The 21,681-nt window shown below is 37.6% G+C and carries 22 protein-coding genes and 1 riboswitch; of the genes, 15 read left to right on the plus strand and 7 right to left on the minus strand.

Annotated features, from left to right (window positions below; genetic code table 11):
• The first annotated feature begins 51 nt into the window (after positions 1–51).
• Both B5473_RS14130 and B5473_RS14135 read left to right on the plus strand, forming a co-directional pair.
• Positions 52–2,280 (plus strand): S-layer homology domain-containing protein, encoded by a 2,229-nt coding sequence (locus B5473_RS14130; protein ID WP_079526232.1) that lies wholly within the window; start codon positions 52–54, stop codon positions 2,278–2,280.
• 128 nt (positions 2,281–2,408) lie between these two features.
• Entirely contained in the window at positions 2,409–2,918 is a 510-nt protein-coding gene (locus tag B5473_RS14135) for a GNAT family N-acetyltransferase (protein WP_079526235.1), read from the plus strand.
• Positions 2,919–3,066: 148 nt separating this feature from the next.
• Here the strand turns inward: B5473_RS14135 and B5473_RS14140 are convergent, their stop codons facing one another.
• The 3 genes from B5473_RS14140 to abc-f all read right to left on the minus strand — a co-directional run bounded on the left by B5473_RS14140 (position 3,067) and on the right by abc-f (position 6,829).
• Positions 3,067–4,011 carry a bile acid:sodium symporter family protein gene (locus B5473_RS14140; RefSeq protein WP_079526237.1) on the minus strand — a complete coding sequence of 315 codons (945 nt, stop codon included), beginning with the start codon at positions 4,009–4,011 and terminating at the stop codon, positions 3,067–3,069.
• Positions 4,012–4,213: 202 nt separating this feature from the next.
• Positions 4,214–5,260 carry an LLM class flavin-dependent oxidoreductase gene (locus tag B5473_RS14145; protein ID WP_079526239.1) on the minus strand — a complete coding sequence of 349 codons (1,047 nt, stop codon included), beginning with the start codon at positions 5,258–5,260 and terminating at the stop codon, positions 4,214–4,216.
• Positions 5,261–5,380: 120 nt separating this feature from the next.
• Positions 5,381–6,829, minus strand: a complete 1,449-nt coding sequence (gene abc-f / locus B5473_RS14150) for a ribosomal protection-like ABC-F family protein (RefSeq protein WP_079526241.1) — start codon at positions 6,827–6,829, stop codon at positions 5,381–5,383.
• A gap of 475 nt (positions 6,830–7,304) precedes the next feature.
• Between abc-f and B5473_RS14155 the strand changes: the two genes are divergently transcribed.
• Entirely contained in the window at positions 7,305–7,937 is a 633-nt protein-coding gene (locus B5473_RS14155; protein ID WP_079526243.1) for a LysE family transporter, read from the plus strand.
• Positions 7,938–8,304: 367 nt separating this feature from the next.
• Positions 8,305–8,904, plus strand: a complete 600-nt coding sequence (locus B5473_RS14160) for a DedA family protein (protein WP_079528728.1) — start codon at positions 8,305–8,307, stop codon at positions 8,902–8,904.
• A gap of 51 nt (positions 8,905–8,955) precedes the next feature.
• Here the strand turns inward: B5473_RS14160 and B5473_RS14165 are convergent, their stop codons facing one another.
• The gene (locus B5473_RS14165) at positions 8,956–9,819 is read right to left on the minus strand and encodes a helix-turn-helix domain-containing protein (protein ID WP_079526245.1); all 864 of its coding nucleotides are present in this window, start codon (positions 9,817–9,819) and stop codon (positions 8,956–8,958) included.
• Between the two features lie 212 nt (positions 9,820–10,031).
• Between B5473_RS14165 and B5473_RS14170 the strand changes: the two genes are divergently transcribed.
• From B5473_RS14170 to B5473_RS14180, 3 genes are all read left to right on the plus strand, one after another.
• Positions 10,032–10,346 (plus strand): hypothetical protein, encoded by a 315-nt coding sequence (locus tag B5473_RS14170; protein ID WP_079526247.1) that lies wholly within the window; start codon positions 10,032–10,034, stop codon positions 10,344–10,346.
• A 152-nt stretch (positions 10,347–10,498) separates the two neighbouring features.
• Positions 10,499–10,726 carry a hypothetical protein gene (locus B5473_RS14175; RefSeq protein ID WP_079526250.1) on the plus strand — a complete coding sequence of 76 codons (228 nt, stop codon included), beginning with the start codon at positions 10,499–10,501 and terminating at the stop codon, positions 10,724–10,726.
• A gap of 11 nt (positions 10,727–10,737) precedes the next feature.
• A complete protein-coding gene (locus B5473_RS14180; protein WP_176142079.1) occupies positions 10,738–11,595 on the plus strand; it encodes an ABC transporter ATP-binding protein in 858 nt (285 codons plus the stop codon).
• 60 nt (positions 11,596–11,655) lie between these two features.
• On the opposite strand, the gene B5473_RS14185 is transcribed toward B5473_RS14180, so the two are convergent.
• Complete coding sequence (locus tag B5473_RS14185) at positions 11,656–12,219, minus strand: DUF4256 domain-containing protein (protein WP_079526254.1); 564 nt, start codon at positions 12,217–12,219, stop codon at positions 11,656–11,658.
• A 337-nt stretch (positions 12,220–12,556) separates the two neighbouring features.
• Between B5473_RS14185 and B5473_RS14190 the strand changes: the two genes are divergently transcribed.
• Entirely contained in the window at positions 12,557–12,757 is a 201-nt protein-coding gene (locus B5473_RS14190; protein WP_008406560.1) for a cold-shock protein, read from the plus strand.
• 274 nt (positions 12,758–13,031) lie between these two features.
• Here the strand turns inward: B5473_RS14190 and B5473_RS14195 are convergent, their stop codons facing one another.
• Together B5473_RS14195 and B5473_RS14200 are read right to left on the minus strand one after the other, a co-directional pair.
• Entirely contained in the window at positions 13,032–14,339 is a 1,308-nt protein-coding gene (locus B5473_RS14195; RefSeq protein WP_176142080.1) for a serine hydrolase, read from the minus strand.
• Between the two features lie 200 nt (positions 14,340–14,539).
• A complete protein-coding gene (locus B5473_RS14200; RefSeq protein WP_008406565.1) occupies positions 14,540–14,752 on the minus strand; it encodes an alpha/beta-type small acid-soluble spore protein in 213 nt (70 codons plus the stop codon).
• 273 nt (positions 14,753–15,025) lie between these two features.
• On the opposite strand from B5473_RS14200, the gene B5473_RS14205 reads away from it, so the two are divergent.
• The 7 genes from B5473_RS14205 to cobK all read left to right on the plus strand — a co-directional run bounded on the left by B5473_RS14205 (position 15,026) and on the right by cobK (position 21,681).
• The gene (locus tag B5473_RS14205; protein WP_079528731.1) at positions 15,026–15,793 is read left to right on the plus strand and encodes a class I SAM-dependent methyltransferase; all 768 of its coding nucleotides are present in this window, start codon (positions 15,026–15,028) and stop codon (positions 15,791–15,793) included.
• A gap of 12 nt (positions 15,794–15,805) precedes the next feature.
• Positions 15,806–16,609 (plus strand): GNAT family N-acetyltransferase, encoded by an 804-nt coding sequence (locus tag B5473_RS14210; RefSeq protein WP_079526258.1) that lies wholly within the window; start codon positions 15,806–15,808, stop codon positions 16,607–16,609.
• 11 nt (positions 16,610–16,620) lie between these two features.
• Positions 16,621–17,025: an acyl-CoA thioesterase gene (locus tag B5473_RS14215; protein WP_079526260.1), complete on the plus strand. Its 405-nt coding sequence runs from the start codon at positions 16,621–16,623 to the stop codon at positions 17,023–17,025.
• A 20-nt stretch (positions 17,026–17,045) separates the two neighbouring features.
• Positions 17,046–17,846, plus strand: a complete 801-nt coding sequence (locus B5473_RS14220; protein ID WP_254865396.1) for a DUF2785 domain-containing protein — start codon at positions 17,046–17,048, stop codon at positions 17,844–17,846.
• Positions 17,847–17,861: 15 nt separating this feature from the next.
• Positions 17,862–18,740 (plus strand): S16 family serine protease, encoded by an 879-nt coding sequence (locus B5473_RS14225; protein ID WP_079526262.1) that lies wholly within the window; start codon positions 17,862–17,864, stop codon positions 18,738–18,740.
• Positions 18,741–18,920: 180 nt separating this feature from the next.
• Positions 18,921–19,107, plus strand: a riboswitch (cobalamin riboswitch).
• Between the two features lie 142 nt (positions 19,108–19,249).
• Positions 19,250–20,914, plus strand: coding sequence for a precorrin-3B C(17)-methyltransferase (gene cobJ, locus B5473_RS14230; protein ID WP_079526264.1), 1,665 nt, complete (start codon positions 19,250–19,252; stop codon positions 20,912–20,914).
• Positions 20,915–20,922: 8 nt separating this feature from the next.
• Positions 20,923–21,681 (plus strand): precorrin-6A reductase, encoded by a 759-nt coding sequence (cobK, locus tag B5473_RS14235; RefSeq protein WP_176142126.1) that lies wholly within the window; start codon positions 20,923–20,925, stop codon positions 21,679–21,681.

The following is a 21,681-nucleotide window of genomic DNA, read 5'->3' on the forward strand; positions in this document are numbered from 1 at the left end:
AATATGTAAGTGTAAACAGGTGTTTACGAAAAAGAGATAGGGGGATGAAGAGTGGTAACTTTTAAAAAGGCGGGTGCCATGATAACTGCAACAGCACTGTCTGTTGGGTTATTAGCACCAATTGCTAGTGCTTCAACAATTGGAAATGATCGTATGGAGACTTTGCCGATTCAAGTCGCACAAACGAATACAACGGTAACAAAAGCTGATTTAATGAAGCGTTTCCGAGAATTATTTCCAAACGAGTTTCTAAATGTATCTGAAAAAGATTTTCGTACTGGGGCAGGATTCTCACATCCAACAGACACTACGGTGCGTTATGAACTGTATTTCTCAAAGAATATCGACGACCAATATGAACATGGAAACTTTGTTTTTGTGGGAGATACGTTAGAGTTAGAACAATTCTACTATCAACCAGTAAACACAAAGGATGTATTGTTCCCGGCGAAATATTCAAAAGAAGAAGCGCAAAAAGCAGCGGATAAATTTATGGAAAAGTTCAATAAAGGCGAAGGTTATGAGCTTGTGTCAAACGCACATGATTATTACTCACCATCTATTTTAACGCAGCCTGTTGAATACTCATTTATTTATGAGAAGAAAAATTCAGGTATTCCAATTTCAGATCAAACTATTAATATCCGAGTATTAGGAGATGGCACAGTATCATCATTTTATAGAACAACCTCTCCAAAAAATAATTTCACGTATGATGATCCATCCAAAAAACAAGATGAATCTTCCATTTCTAATCGCTTGCAAGATGCCTTAAAAGCACAGTTGTCATACACAATTATACCGGATTATTCAACGGGGAATCACAAAGTTAAGCTTGTATATGAACCAAATAGCCAGGTTATTTCAGGAATCCATGCACAAACAGGGGAATGGTTAACTTTGGACGGGCTCTCTTCAACATTATCCGCTAAATCAATTACACCGATTGTTTCTGCTCCATTAGCGGCAAAACAGCCGAACATGACAGCAGATCAGGCACGAGCATTGGCTGAGAAATTGCTTGCAACAGATATAAAAGGTGTTCAACTGGAGATTGGGGCAGTTGAAGAAACAACAACGGAGACTGGTAAAGAAGTATTCAATATTCAATATATGTATAACTATCGTAATGGTGGAACAGGAACTGTGCTAACAATTGATAAAGCAACAGGTGAATTCATTCATTACAGCGATATTAAAAGTAATCTAGAAGTAGACAATGATGACAGTAAAGAAGAAGCGAAATTAACACAAAAACAGGCATTGGATAAAGCGATTGCTCTTGTGAAAGAATGGATTCCTTCATCAGCGCACAAATATGCATTGCCTGTTAATGAAGGCTACCACGAAACTTACAATAATAGTTATAACTTTACGTTCCCGCGCATCGTGAACGGCTTATCGGTAGTAGGTGACAATATCTCAGTAAGTGTTGATGCCAAAACAGGTGCTTTAGTGAACTTATATATGAGCGATTATGGTGATTTGGAGTGGCCGGCAGCAACTGATATTTTATCTGAACAGGAAGCAACAAAAATGTTGAAAGATGAGATGAAATTGAAGCTGCAATATGTGAATCATCCAAAAGTGGGGAATGAGCAGCATTATAGTCTAGCATACCAGCCAGTCTTCAAAGAAGGGGCGTCCGCGGGCATTGATGCCAAAACAGGTGAATGGTTGGATACTTATGGAATGGCCAATTCGGACAAGCCGAAAATCGAGCATCCAAAAGCTGCCGAAGAATTAAATTATTTAATTCATGCGGGTATTTTAGAAGTAAATGAAAAGTTTAACCCAGATGCCCCTATTACTAAAGAGGAAGCATTAAAAGTATTACTGAAATCGGTAACCTACATGTATTACAGCTCGAGTTACAATGAGCTTGAAACAGCTGACGAATCATTTACTGATATTTCGCCAGACGATGCCTCATATGCATTTGTCACACGTGCATTGCAAATGGGAATGCTTGATGCATCTACTAAAACATTTAATCCTAAGACAGCTCTTACAAATCAGGAGCTGGCTAAATGGGTCATTGGTACATTGAAACTAAATAAACCTGCTCAACTGAGTGATATATATGAATTGAAATACAGTGATGCCGCACTAGTAGATAAGGAATTACGTGGTCACGTGGCATTAGCATATGCAATGGGATTACTTGAAGCTGAAAATAATCAGCTGAAGCCAACTAGTGAAGTTACGTATGCACAATTAGCTCAAGTAACAATTCGTTTAGCTCATAAAATGAACGAATATCAGATTAATAACTATTAATAGCAGGTTTAGTTTAAATGAAATAACCCTTGCCATTTAAACGGCAAGGGTTTTCATATTTTAATATATAAAATATGGAACTACAAACGATTCGTGCGTGGCGGAAATCATAATGGCGGAGGTGAATAATGGATATTAATCGAAATGAAATTTACTTTAGAAAGTTGAAATTAGAAGACTTCAATGCTGTAGTTGATTGGAGTAGGGATGAACAATTTTGTGAAGCAAATGGATGGCAGAAAAATAGAGATCATATGGAATTATTTAAATGGTGGGAACGTTGTGTAGCAAATCAACAAAAAGAAATGATTCGTCTTGGAATTGAATATAAAAATAGACTTATCGGTTATGCGGATTTAGCCGAAATAAAAAATAATAGTGCTGAAATTGGTATTGCTATTGGAAACAGTACTCTTTGGAATGTTGGTATTGGTACACAAATGATAAAAAAATTAATGAACTATGCAAATGAACAATTCGGAATCACTACATTTTACGGAGAGACACATGAAACAAATCATCGTTCAAGAAAAATGCTGAAGAAGGTTGGATTCACAGAAGAAAGCCGTATAGGTACGGAATTATACATAGGTAAAGAAGTTAAGTTAGTACAATATAAGTTATTTTTGAAAGAATAGATTGGTTCTTTTTTATAAAATGAAATCATGTACCGGAAGAAGTATACAAGTCACAAAATAGAATGATAAATTAATTTCTACAAGACATATAAACGAAACAAAAAGAGGTACGAATCAAAATGCATTCGTACCTCTTTTTATGTAATAACTATTTATTGTTTTCCTTCTTATTCGCTTTTGAACCCCAAAAAGTAGCAAGAATTGGTCCGGAAATATTGTGCCAGAAACTGAAGATCGCACTCGGAACGGCTGATACTGGGTCGAAGTGGGCCATCGCTAATTGCGCTCCTAAACCTGAATTCTGCATCCCAACTTCAATCGATACTGCTTTTTGATCATCGTATTTCAGTTTAAATAGTTTTGCTACTAAAAATCCTAGTAAGTATCCCAAACCATTATGTAAAATAACAATGGCAAAAATGATTAATCCTGTTTCTAAAATTTTATCGCGGCTTCCGCTTACTACAGCAGCAACGATCATCACGATTGCCACAACTGATACTGTAGGAAGAATATCAACACTTTTTTCTACAATTGGTCTAAATAAGAACTGTGCAAGAATCCCTAAAATAATCGGAATTAACACAACGTTAATTACTGACATAAACATGGCCATAAATGAAACCGGTAACCATTCGCTTGCTAATAAGTAGATGAGAGCAGGTGTTACAAACGGTGCTAATAATGTTGTGCATGATGTAATCGTAACAGATAATGCCGTATTTCCTTTTGCGAGGAATGTCATAACGTTTGATGACGTACCCCCTGGACAACAACCTACTAATATAACGCCAACCGCAATTTCTGGCGGTAAATTGAAAACTTTGGCTAACGCAAATGCCAGTAACGGCATAATAACAAATTGGGAAACGATTCCGATAATAACACCTTTCGGATGTTGAAGAATTAATTTAAAATCATCTAATTTTAATGTCATCCCCATACCAAACATGACAATTCCTAATAATATAGTGATGTAACTGCCAATCCATGTGAAATATTCAGGTATCCAAATCGCTAAACCAGCTGCAACGAGTACCCAAATCGCAAATGTATTTCCTGCAAACTTACCAATCTTCTGTAAAACTCCCATGATGATGTAACCTCAGCTTTCTATTGAATTCATGTTATTGTAATTTATTAAATTTCTAATTGCAATAATTTTCAGAATTTTAAGCAATTTCGTTATTATTCTAGTTAATATAGTCGAAAAGTTTTGGGTAAATGGGGAAAAGCAAACGTCATAAAAAATGGGCTGTGCAGTGAAATACTGCACAACCCATTAACTAACATTCTTATCTATTATTTAATTTTGCTACTTCCTCACGTACAATTGGTGCAACTTTCGTACCTAATAGTTCGATGGCATGCAGCACTTGGTCATGCGGCATGGAACCGACGGGCATGTGCAGGAAAAATCTTGAAATGCCGACATGTTCGTAAAGATAGATGATTTTCTTTGCAACCGTATCCACATCACCTACATAAAGCGCGCCTTCCAAGCTGCGGGCATCATCGAAAGCTTCGCGTGTGTACGGAGCCCATCCACGTTCACGGCCAAGTTTCGTCATAGCCGCTGCTGTTGAAGGGAAAAACTGCTCTACTGCAAGTTCTGTCGTATCTGCAATAAACCCATGTGAATGGGAAGCGACACGCAGCTTCGAAATATCATGGCCTGCTTTTTTCGCCACATCATAATACAGTTGAACGATGCGAGCAAAATACAGGGGACTTCCTCCGATAATCGCCAAAGTTAACGGCAAGCCCAAGGTAGCAGCACGGATTGCAGATTGTGGTGTACCGCCGCTTGCCACCCAAATCGGTAACTTTTCCTGTACAGGGCGCGGGTAGATGCCGCGTCCTGGAATAGATGGACGGAAATGGCCAGTTGATGACACAATCTCATTTTCCTGAAGATTTAATAATAGATCGAGTTTTTCTTCAAAAAGCGCATCATAGTCGTTCAAATCGTTGCCGAACAAGGGGAACGACTCAATGAACGAACCGCGTCCAGCCATAATTTCGGCGCGGCCGTTCGATAGTCCGTCAAGTGTTGCGAATTGCTGGAAGACACGTACCGGGTCGTCCGATGAGAGCACCGTTACAGCGCTCGTCAGTCGAATTTTTTTTGTTTGCATTGCAGCTGCAGCGAGTACGACAGAAGGAACTGATGCTGCATAATCCTCGCGGTGATGTTCTCCGACACCATACACATCCAGTCCTACCGTATCCGCAAGTTTAATTTCTTCGACGATTTGTCGCAGTCGCTCGGCATGACTTACTGTTTCACCTGTTAAAACATCCGGTGTAGTTTCTGCAAATGTTGAAATACCTATTTCCATGTGATGACCTCCAAATAATAAATGGCTCGTTTCCTTTTCTTACTATCATTACCATACGAATTATTTTAGTGCACATCGTTTGGAAATGAAAGAATTGTATCTTTCATAAAGACTGTAAAATTACACTTCAATTAATGCTTTATCTTTTATTTCTATAATTCTTGTAGCCACTTGCTTCATAAAATAATCATCATGGGAAACAAAAAGAATAGTGCCGTCATAGGCTTGGATAAACTTTGCCAACGCCTCTTTTGTAGCCATATCAAGGAAGTTGGTCGGCTCATCAAGCAGGAGAATATTATATTGACCTAAAAACAGCTGACTTAAAAGCAATCGAATCCGTTCGCCCCCGCTTAAAACAGTGATCCGCTTTTGTAAATCATTCTGTTCAAACTGCATTTGATGCAACACAGTGCGAATAAACGCATCGCTATATTTGCTTCGTGTTTTTATAAAATTCCAAATGGTCTCATCCGGTAAGTTTTGGTAAGCAAGCTGTGAAAAATGACCGATTTTAACTTTAGGTGAAAGATCTATATTTGAGTGACTTTCGATAATTGCCTGCAGCAAGGTTGATTTTCCGCTGCCGTTCGGACCTGTTATAGCTATTTTATCCTGAAGGCGAACTTGAAGTTGACCTTGATCCAACAGTATCTTCTCTCCAATTGCTAAAGTAAGATCTTGCATCATAATCGGTACTTTATTATGAAGTTCCAGTGCTTTCGATTGCTTAAAATGAAGTGGCACATCTTCTTTTACTTTCTCGACTACAGGTAGCTGTTCAATCCGTTTTTCCATTGCTTTAGCTGAGCGGTAAACCGATTTTTGGCTAGTTCCTTTAGATTTTGTTTCAAACATACGATTCGCTTTGGCCTTCGTTTCTTTTTTCGACATCTTCTTAGCCTCGGTAATTTTTTCGGCCTTTTTCATTTTTTCAGCAACAGCCTTCTCCAGATGTGCCTTTTCGCGAACATATTTTTCATGGGCAGCAGCTTGCTCCTGTTTTTCCCGTTCTTTTTGCGCTGCATAATCGGAATAATTCCCGCTATAGACCGTAACATGCCCATCATTGACTTCCCAGATTGACGTAACGACGCTATCCAACAAGTTTCGATCATGACTGACTATGACGACTGCTCCGTAATAATAGCGGAGTTGCTCCTGCAAAAATCTTATGCCGTCCTGATCTAAGTGCGTTGTCGGTTCATCGAAAAGCATTGCCTCGTAGTAATGGCTGAATGCCTGTGTTAACTTCAACCTCGTTTGTTCACCACCGCTATGAGGATCGACAGCCTTCAATTTATAGGCAAGCGCGATATCAATATTGTCCTGTGTAACGGCAGGGGATGTTTGTTCAAAATAGTAATAATCGACATGTGCGTTTACATTCCCTTGTTGTGGAATGAGCTGACCAGTTAATAATTTTAATAAAGTACTTTTACCGGCACCGTTTTTACCGACAATCCCAATGCGGTCAAATTGATAAATGGCCAGCTGCGGAATTGTAAGTATATCCTTATCTAAAAATTGTACGTGTATATTTTTCAGTTCAAAGCTTAAGTTTTCCATTATTGCTACCTCCGAAATATAAAATTTCGTACCGATAGCTTATCGATACGAGCGGTTTGTGTAATTCGCCCGTATTAAAAGAATAATAGCATCTGCATAGTTTTAGCCCTCCATTTTGTAAAATGAGTCTAAAACGCAATAAAAAAGCAGACATATGTATGCCTGCTGCGAAAAAATATAGAAATCTCCCGTTTAAAGAGGAATCCCTATGATTTCATCGTTTACAAGCATGACAAAAAAGCCCATCTCTAATGGGTTTGCTTTTTTATTGCCAGCTTAGCGTAAACGAATTGAAAACATAGAAAAATCCCTCCTTCTCATAAATTAATGCCATCATAATAGATTTCCGGAAATAAATCAATACTGGAATTCACTAGGAAAAGCCTGCAAGTGATTGAATATTTATAAATATTCAAATATAATTATATTTATAAAACGGACGTAAGAAGGAATTTTTCTTGGAAGACGTGGTCGAATGAGTTTATATTTTGCGTATGTCATGATTGGTCTTGCCATTGCAATGCCGGTTGGTGCCATTACAGTGGAAATGACGAAACAGGGTTTAAAAAATGGGTTTATGCATGGTTGGGCGGTAGGGCTTGGCGGAATGACAATTGATTTAGCTTTAATCATTGCTTTGTATTTTGGGGTGGCTAAATTTTTATCGTTGGCATATATTCAGCTTCCGCTTTGGTTAATCGGAGCCGCTTTTTTATTTGTTTTGGCTTTCGATTCAATAAAAAATGCAGATAAAGATATTGCGTTAGTTGGAGAGAAAGCGAATAAATCCTTTTTATCAACGTACCGCAATGGTTTATTAGTTGCTGTATCACCGGGGAATCTCGTTTTCTGGATTTCTGTATTTGGAGCAGTTTTGGCTGACTCCTATGCAGGAAAAGGAGCCAATCAATTTTTGATTGTTGCGCTAGGCATTTTATCAGGTATTTTACTGCATGATATTGGTCTTTTAACAATTGTTTCACTGACAAGGAAAGTCATGAACCGAGCGATGATTAAATGGACTTCCATTATTGCAGGTTTATTATTGTTCGGGTTTGGCTGTTACTTTATTTATGAATTTATTCATGACTTAAAAACATTAATTTAACTAGTAGAACAGGTGATTCCAGAGTACATATGGTTTCGCCTGTTTGTTTTTATATTTGCACGGTTTAGGAAGAGGCCATACTAAAAATGCTCTGACATATCGCATTTTGCATAGACATACACTGCTATAAAATTAAAAGTTTTGCGGTTTAGGCAACATTTGTGAGGAGAGGACGTTCTATTCTAAAGAAGATCATACATAATAACGGCATGTTTTCACAATTTCTATTGTGAATCGGTTAAAGTTTTTGTATGCTAAGTGAATGTAGAAGTGGACTTTGGAGTTAAAATCGGGTTATGTCGAATTTAACTTTGGATATTGCAAATGATTGGAGTTGTTTTTGTTGTTAGATACAATCATTCTATCAATGATTGAGTTTTTTAAAGGGTTTGGCTATTTCGGTGTGTTACTGGCACTTTGCTTTGAGTTTATTCCTGCAGAAGTCATATTACCGATGGCCGGATTTTGGATTGCTCAAGGGGAATATAGCTATTGGTTAATGGTGCTTGCCGGAACGGTTGGCGGAACAATCGGACCGTTGACTTTATATGCGGTAGGGCGTTATGGTGGTCGTCCAATTGTCCTGAAGTACGGGAAGTTCTTCTTGATTAATGAAAAACAAGTGAATGCATCGGACAAGTTTTTCGCTAAATATGGCGCAGGTGTCGCATTTTTCGGACGCTTCATGCCAATCGTCCGTACCGCAATTTCGGTACCATGCGGGATGACAAAAATGAATGTATGGAAATTTACAATCTACACTTTTTTAGCGATGTTTCCGATTACTGCGCTTTATGTCTATTTAGGCATTAAGCTAGGGGAAAACTGGGAGCAGGCAGGGGATTTGTTTAAGCAGTACTTACAGCCGTTTGTCATCATCATTATTGTTCTGGTAGTAATTTATGCGATTTATAAATACCGCATTAAATTATTAGAGCGTAAAATGAACGTACCTAATAAAAAATAAATTCAAAGGGCAGCCGTGCTTAACCGGCAGCCCTTTTTAAATTGCTTTATATTATTTAACGATTAAATTATTCTTTATTTCCTTCTCCAACATTTTCACTAGTTCGGCTTGCTCTAAATGTTGAAGTAGCGTTAACCCCTTCTCAATAAAACCTTCATCCGCTCCGTTTAAATTATTTAGACAAACGCCTTTTCTCACATAACAGATCGACAAGTTGATAAAAAGCTGCTCGGATTTACATTTACTGATTGCATCATTCAATAGATGGAATGCGATTTCAAAGTCTTTTCCTTTTATATTAATAAGCGATAGGTTGATCAGAAAGTTTATTTTTAACTTATTAATATTTTGGAATCCGTTGTACTTGTCGATATGGCGAAAAGCAAATTCTTTTATTTCGGTTGCAGTAGAAATCGGAAATACAAATAAAATTGCGTTCAGCAAATAAATATCAGCTAAGTACAGTGTATTTCGTTGCGAGAGATCGTTCCATATAGGAGATATAGTTTCAGAAGCCAGAACAAAATCACTGGACCTTGCCAAAACGAGCATCCCTTCCATTAAAGTTTGAATATTCATGATTAAATTGTCATTCGGATTTTGCTGTAAATAAGCTACGCATTCTTCAATCATTTGGAGCAGCGCATTTTCGGAATTATATGTTTGATTGTAAAACTTCTTCATAATCCTTTGCCGGTCATGCATTTCATAATTGTTGCTTATGTATTCAAACTCCTCATAGGACATTTCGAGCCGCCCCAAAAATTCCTTCAAAATCGAAAACTTAATTTCTCTGTTTTCTCCTTTTTCGAACTTTGAATAGTTGCCCTGTGAGCATATTTTTTCGCTGACATATTGTTGTGAATACCCTTTACCAACCCTGATTTTTTTTATAACTTCCCCATAATTATTCATTTCATCACCTAAATTATTCTTTTAGGCATATTATACACTTTTTGTCGGATAGTTTGTAAAATTAATACAAAGGAGGGGACAAAATGGTAGATTTATTAATCACAACTTTAGAACTGTGGATTATTGGAACTGGTGGAGGATAAGTTAAGTAATTAGATGATTCATATATATAGCAATCAGGCTTTGGGATAGGAACAGAGGAGGAATCAATGATGAAAAAATTTAAATTGTTAAGTTTAAGTTTATTAGCAGCAATTTCTTTAAGTGTATCCGTAAATATTTCAAGTATCCAAGCAGCTGAAAGTTTGACGCCTGAAGTTTCTGTAACATCCGATACACTTTGGTATTCAAAAGAAGTGCCATATACAACGACACAATCGATGTGGGTAACGGTTACCAGGAATGGTAAAACGTATTCTGGTTATTTGTATAATCGTGGCTATGCAGTAGGGAAGCCGGGCTATTCCTTCTTTTCAGGCACGCTGAAAACAGATCCATATGCACCGCTTAGTAACGCAGACCAGTAGTAATCGGTAAAATCTGAATCTAATCATTTTCATATCCTCTTTGAATAGGATAAGCCCTCCGATTTAGGCAAGTCTGCTCAAAGAGGAATTTATATTTTCAGCATGCTAAAGGGGAAGGAGGGGGAATGAATAATGGCTTGTGCTAATCCCGATTGGCTGTCATTGCCGGGTACTTTGCAGGGAACCATTATATTGAACTAACAAGTAGTATGTATAATCCGTTTGTATATTTTGATACATGGAATATTGTAGATGGCTGGAAATCGATTGAGGCGAACAACGGAAAAGTGAACTTCCTGACGGGTGCGGTCATTTTACTGATCAGCGGCAGCCTATTGTTCTGTATGGGGCTTTTATTTAAAAGGAAGGTGATATCATAATGGTATTGCAGGTGAACGAACTTGAAATGAAATACAAAAGTAAACAGGTACTTAATAATATTACGTTTTCAATCGGTACCGGTGAAATAATCGGAATCGTTGGACCAAATGGGGCAGGTAAATCTTCATTAATGCGCTCGGTATTAGGATTGGAAAAGATTAATAAGGGCACTGTTCATTTAAACAATATTTCCAACACCAAACCTGAATTCTTTAAATATATTTCCTTTTTGCCAAGTGATAATTACTTGTACATGCAGTTAACCGGTTATGATCATCTGTCATTTGTGGCGAACATTTACCATATACCGCAACAAGAAATAGAAGATGTTATAGAGTTGATCAGCATCCGTTCATATGTGCATCAGCCCGTTAAATCTTATTCTTACGGGATGCGTCAACATTTGCTGATTGCGTTAAGTATATTGACGAAGCCGCTTATCATTTTAATGGATGAACCTTTTAATGGACTGGATCCGACAAGCATTATTGAATTAAAACAATTGATAGAAGTGCTACATGCAAAAGGAATCAGTATCGTCATTTCGACGCACAACCTGGATTTACTGGAGGATTTGACGGATACGATCTGGTTTATTAAAGAAGGAAAACTTTATACAGATCCTTTGCATTCAAATAAGGAAGTAGTACAATACGAAATTAAGTATTCATATCATAGTGATCTTCCTCAAGTGATGAAAAAGAGTCATCTTCCATATGAAATTAAAGATAATCTGCTCATTACAGATGCTGCCTTTGCAATTGAAACCTATCTTCAATGGTTACTAAAAAATGGTGTGCAAATCCACTCAGTGAATCCGATCAACCGGAACTTGGAAGGACTGTACCGGGATTTTTATAATCTATAATAGAAACAAGCCGCTGTCAGTATGTATGACAACGGCTTGTTTTAAGTTGAAATTAATAAATTATACAGTAAGAGATCCTCTAAATCCTCGCGCACCGTAGTACGAGTCAGCACCGTTATGATACATGAAAATTGTCTCGTATCGACGGTCACAGAAAATTGCTCCGCCAAGTTTACGGATATCCGGAGGTGTCAAAACCCAGCTGGATGTTTTTAAATCGAATTTCCCAAGCTGTTGCAAAGAGCGGTATTCAACTTCCGTTAAAATTTCAATTCCCATTGACGCGGCCATATTCATAGCACTGTCCTCCGGTTTGTTTTTCTTGCGCGCATCCAATGCTTCCTGGTCATAACAAATACTTCTGCGTCCTTTAGGGCTTTCTGCTGAGCAGTCCATAAATGTGTATGTGTCCGTTTCATGGTTATATGCAACGACATCAGGTTCACCTTCTGTACGTTCCATTTCATTAAGAGACCACAGTTTTACCGGATTTGCTTCAAGCTTTGTCTGGACATTTTCCCAATCGATATTCGGATGACGTTCCATGTGCTGTAAAAAGCGTGCTTTCAATGTTGAAAGAAGTTGTTCCTGCTGTTCGTTTGATAATACTTTTTTAGCTGCCATAATAGTGAACACCTCGTTAAGTAGTTGATGCCTTTAATGATACTGTAGTTTTGAGAATAATGTCTAGTAATGGTTAATGTTCATACTAAATAAATCTACTTCCACACATAGATTGTACAAGAATTATTTTTGAAAGGTAGAGAATTGTTTCATATGCATAGACAAATGAATTAATATGGTATATACTAATGTTAATAAGAAATGTTACAAGACAACAATAAATTCACCTATTACAAAATGTATTCGTGTTTTATTTAGTACTTTTTGTAATATGTGAATTTTTTTCTTTATGAGGAATTGTGATCTTATTAAATTTAATTAAATGGAGGTCATTTAAATGACACAAGGTACAGTAAAATGGTTTAACGCAGAAAAAGGTTTTGGATTTATCGAAGTTGAAGGCGGAAACGACGTATTCGCTCACTTCTCAGCAATCCAAGGCGAAGGTTTCAAATCTTTAGACGAAGGTCAAAAAGTTGAATTTGAAATCGAAGACGGTCAACGTGGCCCACAAGCTACAAACATCGTAAAACTTTAATTTTAAAGCTATAACGATAAACTGCATCCCAAATATGGGGTGCAGTTTTTTTGTGGCTAAAATTAATAGTAGAAGGGGAAAGCAGGAATAACTCAATCATTAATAGAGATTATATTATACCTTTGTTTACTTATATCCTGATAGCTATTATGTATAAAGAGCTGTATACGGAAAGTGAAAGAGAATCCGGCGATCATCAATTATAAAAGATGCTTAGCCAAATCAGGCAAAGCATCTTTTGGATTAAAACAGCATTTATAAAATTAAACCAAACTTAGTTTGAAAGCGCATCAAGTACCTCATCACGATAATTAGCATCATTCATAAGCTTTGATTCAAATGATTTCCGGTTGTTCCTTAATAAGAAATGTTCATGAAATTTTAAATCATTTAGTAAGAGGACAATTTCGTACTGGTCTCCTTTAAGGTTTTCCACATACATCGCATTGTTTAATACGAACAGCGTAGAACCGCCCTTTGAACCAATATGTTTATATTTTTTATAATTTTCTTCATTTAATTGCATCGGCCACTCCATTAGATCACGGATTGTTTCAGCCGCATTTGGTGGCAGCTCGTCATTGGAAATAAGTGCGAGCAGTTTCCCGTAATCATTGGCAGAAGCACCAATTAACCGATCTGACCAAACTCTTTGTACGGCAGGGGATGAGTCAAATGTAGTCTCATTTGCCTTAATTTCGCCTGTTTTCATTTGGAGGCTTATCGATTGAGCTAAATTACGATAGTCTTCCATTGATAAATTTTGGAGAGCCTTGATTAATTCTTTTTCGGACATCCCATCTTTTTGGATATAATCCGGGATTAAGAGTGCACTGCCAATTGGATAAACGTCTTCATGCTGTGTTAAGCCTAACTCTGTTTTCCGTTGATTTATCGCATCAACACCGAGCAGATTAATTAAATAGTCTGTATTGGCATTGGAGCTATACGTAACCATCCCTTTTGCAACATCATGCAAAGTGACTTCATTATTTTGGATGCCCCCATTTTGTTTCACAGCTTCTAACCATGCTTCATGAGCGCCCCCATCAGTATTTTTCCAATAAAAACGATTCAAGTCGACCAATGGTATTCTCTGGTCTTTTTCAATTTTATTTTCTTCGACCTGCATGGCATATTCTAGGGCAATAAGGGTTTTTACTGTACTTGCTAATGGCCTTATGTCAGTTGAATGATAAGTAATGACAGGTTCGCCGTTTTCAGCGAGATATAAAGAGCTGGATTCCGGATTTTCCTCTAAATGTTGAATTACATAATTGGGGTTATCCCGGAGGAGAGCATATGCTGCAATTCCTGCAATTAAAATAATGACTCCATAAATCGTTAATCTCTTTTTTGTATAGGTTTTACGATCAAACAAAATCATAGCCAGAACACCGAGTAGGAAAGCTGTGAGGAAATTTATATTAAAAACTAAAACAGCAATCATAATTCCGGATACTATCGTAATCGTTATAATGGCTTTCTGAATTTCTTCACGAGTTCTATGCGCTTTATTAAAAAAAGGAATTAAAGTAAAGAAAATAATTCCGAGCAAACCGATCCAACCATAAATATTCATATAGGACATTTCCTCCTTTATAAAACACAGCTAAACTTATCCAATCCCTAAAGAAAAGGGGATAAATGGTTATTACTGTCTTTTACGTTGGAAAGCTGTAAAAGTTTCATTTGATTTTGATTTGTCTTTGTATGTAATCTTCTTTAAAAGCCAAAATGAAAAGAAAACGCTACAAATATGTAGCGCTTCCTTTTCGTTAATTATTGTTGGTTGTTTGAATTTCCACGTAATTGCTGCTCCGCCATCTGTACTAGGCGTTTCGTAATTTCGCCACCTACAGAGCCGTTAGCACGTGCTGAAGCGTCTGGTCCTAGTTGAACACCAAACTCTTGTGCAATTTCGTACTTCATTTGGTCAACTGCTTGTTGTGCACCAGGTACACGCAATTTGTTTGAGCTGTTGTTGTTTGCCATTGTTATCGCCTCCTTATGACATTAGAATGCACAGGGAAGAAAGTTTCATACCATATCAGTATTAGGTAAAATACAGTTCAATTGGTAACGTTTTTATAAAATGGTGAAGTTTTTATAATAATCGTTTCTCAACTATTAACACAAAATCACAAAGTACAGAACGAACCATAACTCAAATTAGAAAAATTGTCGGATTGTAACATATGGAATAAAGTGGTTTAATTGGGACATCTAGTATTGAATTATCATCGTACACAAACGTTGCCGAAAGGAATGACATTCTTGAATTCAATTATCGAAAACAATAAAAAAAGCTGGGATATTGTAGCGAAGCATTTTGCTGGAGGAGATGCGTTGCCGAGCTATGGACCTTTAGCACAAACAGAAGAGGAACTGAATTTAATCGGAGATGTTGCCGGGAAAACAGTGCTGGAAGTAGGATTTGGAAGCGGTCATTCTCTTTTATATATGAACAACAATGGAACAAAGGAGCTTTGGGGTGTTGATTTTTCGAGTGCCCAAAAGGATCTTGCGCAGAAAACTTTAAACGGTATCGACGCAAACTTATTTACGGCTCCAATGGAAGAAGAAATCGGTTTGCCGAAAAATTATTTTAATTTAGTGTATTCCATTTATGCGATTGGCTGGTCAAGTGATCTTCCGGCAACGTTTAAGTTAATTCACAGCTACTTAAAAGAAGGCGGCGAATTCATTTTCAGCTGGGAACACCCTTTCTATAATCAAATTAAATGCCGTGACCACCAGTTTATTTTAACGGATTCCTACCAGCGTGAAGGATATATTGAAACAACGTCATTTAAAGGGGAAGATGCGCCAATGCAAATACCGAAATATAAAATGGCGACATTTATTAACGCACTTTTAAAAGCAGACTTTGAACTTGTAGAAATTATTGAAAGTGATATTCCGGTACATGCAAAAGGTGAAGAAATTCCGTATTCCGAAAAGTATTATTCTCTTCATAAAGCAAGTCACTTTCCAACGACCTTTATCGTGAAGGCTCGAAAACGTACTTTATAGGAGGCAAGTAAAATGATTCGAAAGGTAACAAACGAAGACCTTGAAACTACATTGGCACTTGTACATAAAAAGCCGGCAGAAAATTTATTTATCATCGGTGATATTGAAGCATATGGAATGGAATCTGACATCCAGGATTTATGGGGGCAATTTGAAGGTAATCGGCTAAAAGCGATATTATTGCGCTATGATCAGAACTATATCCCGTATAGTGAAGGGAACTATGATGTCGAAGGGTTTGCCAAAATAATCAACGAAAACCGAGGTCGGATCGAAATATCGGGACTACAGCATTTAGTCGCTCCATTAAAAAAATGGATTGACCGCGGTATTCGACGGGACAGTGAAACGTATTATGCAAAATGTACAAAATTGACGGTTCCGACTGCTGAATTGGATTTTTCAAATGTGACGTATTTACAGCCAAGTGAGTACGCAGAAAATATTGAAATGCTCCAATCGATTCCGGAATTTTCAACGGGTACATTTAGTGTTGAAGGAAGAGAGCGCGCGGAAAAATTTAAAACGGGGCGTACTTATATTATTCGTGATGAACAAGGTGTGATGGTCTCTTCAGCATCAACAACAGCAGAAAATTCTCAGTCTGCAATGATTGTAGGCGTCGGTACGAAACCAGGTTACGGGAAAAAGGGATATGCGACACACTGCATGTTAAAACTTTGCCAAGACCTGCTCGCTGAAGGAAGATCAATTTGCCTGTTCTATGATAATCCGGCTGCCGGACGCATTTATAAGCGGATTGGTTTTGAAGATATCGGTTTTTGGACTATGGTTCGTTATGAAGAAGAAAAATAGGGGGGAACATTATGAGAATATTATTAGCAGAACAACCGATTCAAATTAACGCCTATGATATCGATGCAATGGGCATTGTAAGTAATATTGTGTATGTACGGTGGTTTGAGGATTTACGGATGGCTTTTTTAAATGATCATTATTCATTAGCGGAAATGATGGCAGTGCAAATCTCCCCGATTTTGATGAAAACAGAGATCGAATATAAAGCCCCTTTAACAATTTTCGATAAACCGGTCGGACGGTGCTGGATGGTAAAAATCGGGCAATCGAGTTGGGAAATGGAGTTGGAAATTACAACGGAGAAGCATACACATTGTACCGGAAAGCAATCAGGATGCTTTTTCAATTTAGAAAAGAAGAAAGTTGCAAAAATCCCTGAGCCATTAAAAAAACTATTTGAAATAGCGCAATAAAAGGAGCAATTTAATTGGTGATGAAGGAACATTTAGAGGGAGTAGTAAATAAATCGATTAATCTGGACTTAGTAGATTTTAACGAATTAATCGAATTTATGCTGAAAAATATCGGAAATACGGATGGCTATTTACGTGATAACTTAATTTATCAGGGATTTTGCGAATTAATTCTGAATGAACAATTTACTGACGAACAATTAATTACCATATTAAAAACATGTTTGGATGACGCGCATCTTTATTTAAATATTACAGACAATGATCCTTCTGATGATTTATTTACAAGATCGTTTTCGGCACTTGTTATCACCCTTATTTTAGAGAAAGATCGTGAAAATAGAAGTTTGCCTGAAGAACTCATTGTTGAGGCTATTCACCGGAGTATTCAATATTTATTACTTGAGAAGGATTACCGGGGATTCGACAATACGAAGGGCTGGGCTCATGCGGTTGCACATGGAAGTGACTTATTAGCAGAAGCGATTAGACATCCATTAATGATGGATTCCCAATTAGTATACAGAGCATTACAAAGTTTAAAAAGCTGCCTTCATACTGAATACGCTTTAATCGATGAGGAAGATGAACGCATGTTACCAGTTATTGATGCATTACTGGAAAAGGGACTGACGGATGAGCAACTATTAACGTGGTTAAAAGAATTACATTACATAGAAGTAGAAGATTGGCATAAGAAATACCGGTATGAATGGAACGTGAAGAAATTTGAAGCAACATTATTAAAGCATTTATTAAGATCAACCAAATGTACACAAACAGCCAATTGGATTATTTTTGGAAGTCCAATTGTAGTTTAGCAAGGAGCTGAAAAATTGAAACGCATTTCTTTAATGATACTGCCGTTCGTTTTATACATAACAGGCTTACTCACATATTATTTCGGTAAGATTAACGGTTATCAATTTATTATTTTTATTATAGTCGGTTTAGGTATTTCAATTTTCGGGTTTTTTCTTTACCGGAATGACAAGAAGTTGAAAGCTGCTTTTTTAGCGATATTTTATATACTGGCTTTATTAACTATATTTGAAAGCCGACTGATTGATTATGAAAAATATACTTATTTTCTTATTTCATATATTGAGCCTTTTGAAATTGTGGAAGGTTCAGGTATCAATGTATTGGCAGTAGAAGTTATTGAAACACCATATATAACAGATTTGGGCTACTTAATTTATACTGTGGAATTTTCAACTAATAAAGAAGTTTTGGATGCGGAAGTCGTCACGAATAGAATCCGGTACCGTTCGAAAAATGAAGAGTTATTAAGTTATGTACGTCCCGCCGAGAAACATTTTGAGACGATGAAGGAAAATGTCATTACCTATTTATCGGAGAGCTCTTCTGCCATAAATCGATTTTTAGAAAGAGAAGATATAGAAGGTGATAGTGCAGGACTTGCCACTGTGTTAAGCGCCCTTATTGAAAAAGGTGAAGTCAACAATAATGTTCCGGTTGCCGTAACAGGAGCGATTGATAGTAAAGGAAATGTGAAGGAAATAGGTTCGATAAAAGCGAAAACTTTGATTGCTGAACAAAGCGGTTTTTCTCATATTCTTTTACCTGTGGAAAATGAAGAAGAGGCGAAGAAAGTAAAAAATGATGAACAGCTTAATATTAACATTATTGCGGTGGCATCTATTGAAAATGCCGTAGCAAATGTCAAAAAGCTAAATGAACGAGACAGGTAAATGATAAAGTGAATAATTGAAATTAAACAATCTTTGATTAGTTAGATAGTAAATTTATGTACAAAACACCTAATAAACGAATAATAAATACTTCATTTATGCAAAAAAAGCTTGTTGAGATAATTATTACCCTATCATTTTTTAAAAGACTATGTTATTTTTATTTTTATAATAATTTAATAATTTGCAATTTAAATAAGTGCTTACAGAATTTTGTAAGGTAAAAGGGAAATTAGTGAAAGACTAATGCAGCCCCCGCTACTGTAATAGCTGATGAAATCACAATAAATCACTGTCGTAATGATGGGAAGATGTGAAAGTAAAACGAAGCTTAAGCCAGGAAACCTGCTTATTTAAACGATACTTACTTTTCGGAGGGAAAAGTATAGGCGAAACAAGTAATTGTTTTTGTGTTTTTTTATACTTTTTAAGTATTAATTTCACATGCCTGTACCTCTTTCTGACGAGAGGTACGGGCATTTTTTATTTATTAAATGGAGGGTGTTAACATGCAAAAAGGAAAAATCTTTGTTGTAGGGTTTGGTCCTGGAGATCGGGAGCATATAACAAAACGCGCAGTCGATGCTCTACAGCAAAGTGACCATATTATGGGCTATAAGACGTATGTGGAACTGATCGAGCATTTAGTGACGGCGAAAACCATTGTCAGTACAGGAATGACAGAGGAAGTATCACGTGCCCAGGAAGCTGTAAAACAGGCTGAAGCCGGTCATATAGTTGCTGTTATTTCCAGTGGGGATGCGGGTGTATACGGAATGGCAGGGCTCGTATACGAAGTATTAATCGAAAAGGGCTGGACTGCAAAAGAAGGCATTGAAGTGGAAGTAGTTCCGGGAATATCTGCGATTAACTCCTGTGCAAGTTTACTAGGCGCTCCTGTTATGCATGATTCTTGCACAATTAGTTTAAGTGACCACTTAACACCGTGGACGGTCATCGAAAAACGGATTGAGGCAGCTGCAATGGCAGACTTTGTCGTTGCGTTCTACAATCCGAAATCCGGCAGACGCACAAGACAAATTGTTGAAGCACAGCGTATTTTGCTGAAGTATCGTTCTCCTGATACACCTGTTGGACTAGTAAAAGCTGCTTACCGGGATACACAGGATATTGTGTTAACAACATTGGCAGAGATGCTGGAACATGATATCGGAATGCTGACAACGGTCGTCGTGGGGAACTCTTCAACATTTTACTATGACAATAAAATCATTACACCGCGCGGCTATCAGCGAAAATATACATTAGGTGATGAAAAACAGCTGTTAAAACCGCACCAGCGATTGAAAAAAGAAGCGGAACCATGGGCATTGGATCAGGAAACGGGTGAATCGAAGACCGGGTATGAAAAAATTGTAGCAATCGAGAAAAAAACAGTTGAACCAGCAGCGGATATTAAAGCAAATGCATTACAGCTGGCAAATGAAGCACTAACGCTCGTACATAAAGAAACATCTGCTGTAAAAGTTGAAGAAAACCCTTTTTTAGTGCAGCAACAGGTGGAATCCATCTTTGAGTTTGCTGTATCACCGGGTGTTGCCAATAAAATGATTACACCCCATCAAATGATTACATTGGCAGAGGTTGTCGGAGAAAGAGGTACGATGGAGTATACGCCTGACCACCGTCTTGTACTGAAGGTACCGACCGATTCGCCTGAAAAACTGGTCAAAACAGTGGAACAAACAGGTTTACTCGTTCAACCGGTCGGTGACGTAGTAATCGTCAAGGCGTGTGATTTCTGTTACGGGGAAAAAGCGGAATCCATTCCATATGCCGAACAGATCATGGAAACGCTCGGTGGCATTAAAATGCCGAAAGAGCTGCACGTCGGTTTTAATGGATGTGGTATGGCATGTTATCGCGCGGTTTTTGATGATATCGGTATTGTATACCGCAAGAAAAAGTTCGATTTGTTTATCGGTTCCAAGCCAGTAGGACGAACAGCTCATGCCGCACAACCTGTTTTAGAAGGAATCGATCCGGAAAAACTGATTCCTTTACTAACAGACATTGTTGTGGACTATAAAGAACATGCGCATCCGAATGAACGTTTCTTCAAATATTTCAAACGTGTGAAGAAAATAATGAATTTCAATTATGTCGACATGTCATGCAAAATTAAAGTGGAAGAAGCCCCTTGTGGAGATTAGGTGAACTGATGATTTTATTTCTAGCAGGAACAAGTGATGCAAGAGAGCTGGCGGTTCAGTTAATGAAAGCTGGCTATGATTTGGTAGCGACTGTTGTTACGGATTCTGCTGCTGCAAGTCTACAGGAAGCGAAAGTTCCGTATCATGTCGGCCGTTTAAATGAGCAGCAAATGAAGGAACTGATCGAAGAACGACACGTAACAACGGTTGTGGATGCAAGTCATCCGTATGCAGAAGAGGCTTCAAAAACAGCGATGGCTGCTGCAGATTTAACGGGTATTCCCTATATCCGATATGAACGTCCTCAGCAGAGCTATGTAAATCCGCTCGTGACGGAAGTGGAAACATATAAAGAAGCGGCAATTGTTGCATCCGCACATTCAGGAACAGTTATGTTGACGACAGGCAGTAAAACGCTTGCCGTTTTTACAGAGCAATTAATACAGAACGAAAATATTCGTCTCGTATGCCGGATGCTGCCAAATAAAGAGAATATGGATAAATGCGATGCACTTGGTGTGAAACAGCGCGATATTATCGCAATTCAAGGACCGTTTTCTAAAGCATTGAATAAAGCGCTTTACGAGCAATTCAGCACAACGCTCATTATTACAAAGGAAAGCGGAAAAGTCGGATCGGTCGACGAGAAGATGGAGGCGGCTTTAGAGCTTGGGATTCCCGTTATTTTAATTAAAAGACCAAAAATCCAATATGAAAATGTATGCACTTCATTCGAGAAAGTGTTTGAAAAATTAGGAGGCAAATAA

Source organism: Solibacillus isronensis (assembly GCF_900168685.1).
Classification (GTDB): Bacteria; Bacillota; Bacilli; order Bacillales_A; family Planococcaceae; genus Solibacillus; species Solibacillus isronensis_A.

What these genes read in the sequence shown, in the direction of transcription:
- B5473_RS14140 (WP_079526237.1), bottom strand. Translation starts at nt 4,011, where the DNA reads ATGGGAGTTTTACAGAAGATTGGTAAGTTTGCAGGAAATACATTTGCG.
- B5473_RS14215 (WP_079526260.1), top strand. Translation starts at nt 16,621, where the DNA reads ATGAGAATATTATTAGCAGAACAACCGATTCAAATTAACGCCTATGAT.
- B5473_RS14155 (WP_079526243.1), top strand. Translation starts at nt 7,305, where the DNA reads ATGAGTTTATATTTTGCGTATGTCATGATTGGTCTTGCCATTGCAATG.
- B5473_RS14145 (WP_079526239.1), bottom strand. Translation starts at nt 5,260, where the DNA reads ATGGAAATAGGTATTTCAACATTTGCAGAAACTACACCGGATGTTTTA.
- B5473_RS14135 (WP_079526235.1), top strand. Translation starts at nt 2,409, where the DNA reads ATGGATATTAATCGAAATGAAATTTACTTTAGAAAGTTGAAATTAGAA.
- B5473_RS14160 (WP_079528728.1), top strand. Translation starts at nt 8,305, where the DNA reads ATGATTGAGTTTTTTAAAGGGTTTGGCTATTTCGGTGTGTTACTGGCA.
- cobK (WP_176142126.1), top strand. Translation starts at nt 20,923, where the DNA reads ATGATTTTATTTCTAGCAGGAACAAGTGATGCAAGAGAGCTGGCGGTT.
- B5473_RS14165 (WP_079526245.1), bottom strand. Translation starts at nt 9,819, where the DNA reads ATGAATAATTATGGGGAAGTTATAAAAAAAATCAGGGTTGGTAAAGGG.
- B5473_RS14220 (WP_254865396.1), top strand. Translation starts at nt 17,046, where the DNA reads ATGAAGGAACATTTAGAGGGAGTAGTAAATAAATCGATTAATCTGGAC.
- B5473_RS14200 (WP_008406565.1), bottom strand. Translation starts at nt 14,752, where the DNA reads ATGGCAAACAACAACAGCTCAAACAAATTGCGTGTACCTGGTGCACAA.
- B5473_RS14205 (WP_079528731.1), top strand. Translation starts at nt 15,026, where the DNA reads ATGACATTCTTGAATTCAATTATCGAAAACAATAAAAAAAGCTGGGAT.
- B5473_RS14170 (WP_079526247.1), top strand. Translation starts at nt 10,032, where the DNA reads ATGAAAAAATTTAAATTGTTAAGTTTAAGTTTATTAGCAGCAATTTCT.
- cobJ (WP_079526264.1), top strand. Translation starts at nt 19,250, where the DNA reads ATGCAAAAAGGAAAAATCTTTGTTGTAGGGTTTGGTCCTGGAGATCGG.
- B5473_RS14185 (WP_079526254.1), bottom strand. Translation starts at nt 12,219, where the DNA reads ATGGCAGCTAAAAAAGTATTATCAAACGAACAGCAGGAACAACTTCTT.
- B5473_RS14190 (WP_008406560.1), top strand. Translation starts at nt 12,557, where the DNA reads ATGACACAAGGTACAGTAAAATGGTTTAACGCAGAAAAAGGTTTTGGA.
- B5473_RS14210 (WP_079526258.1), top strand. Translation starts at nt 15,806, where the DNA reads ATGATTCGAAAGGTAACAAACGAAGACCTTGAAACTACATTGGCACTT.
- B5473_RS14195 (WP_176142080.1), bottom strand. Translation starts at nt 14,339, where the DNA reads ATGAATATTTATGGTTGGATCGGTTTGCTCGGAATTATTTTCTTTACT.
- abc-f (WP_079526241.1), bottom strand. Translation starts at nt 6,829, where the DNA reads ATGGAAAACTTAAGCTTTGAACTGAAAAATATACACGTACAATTTTTA.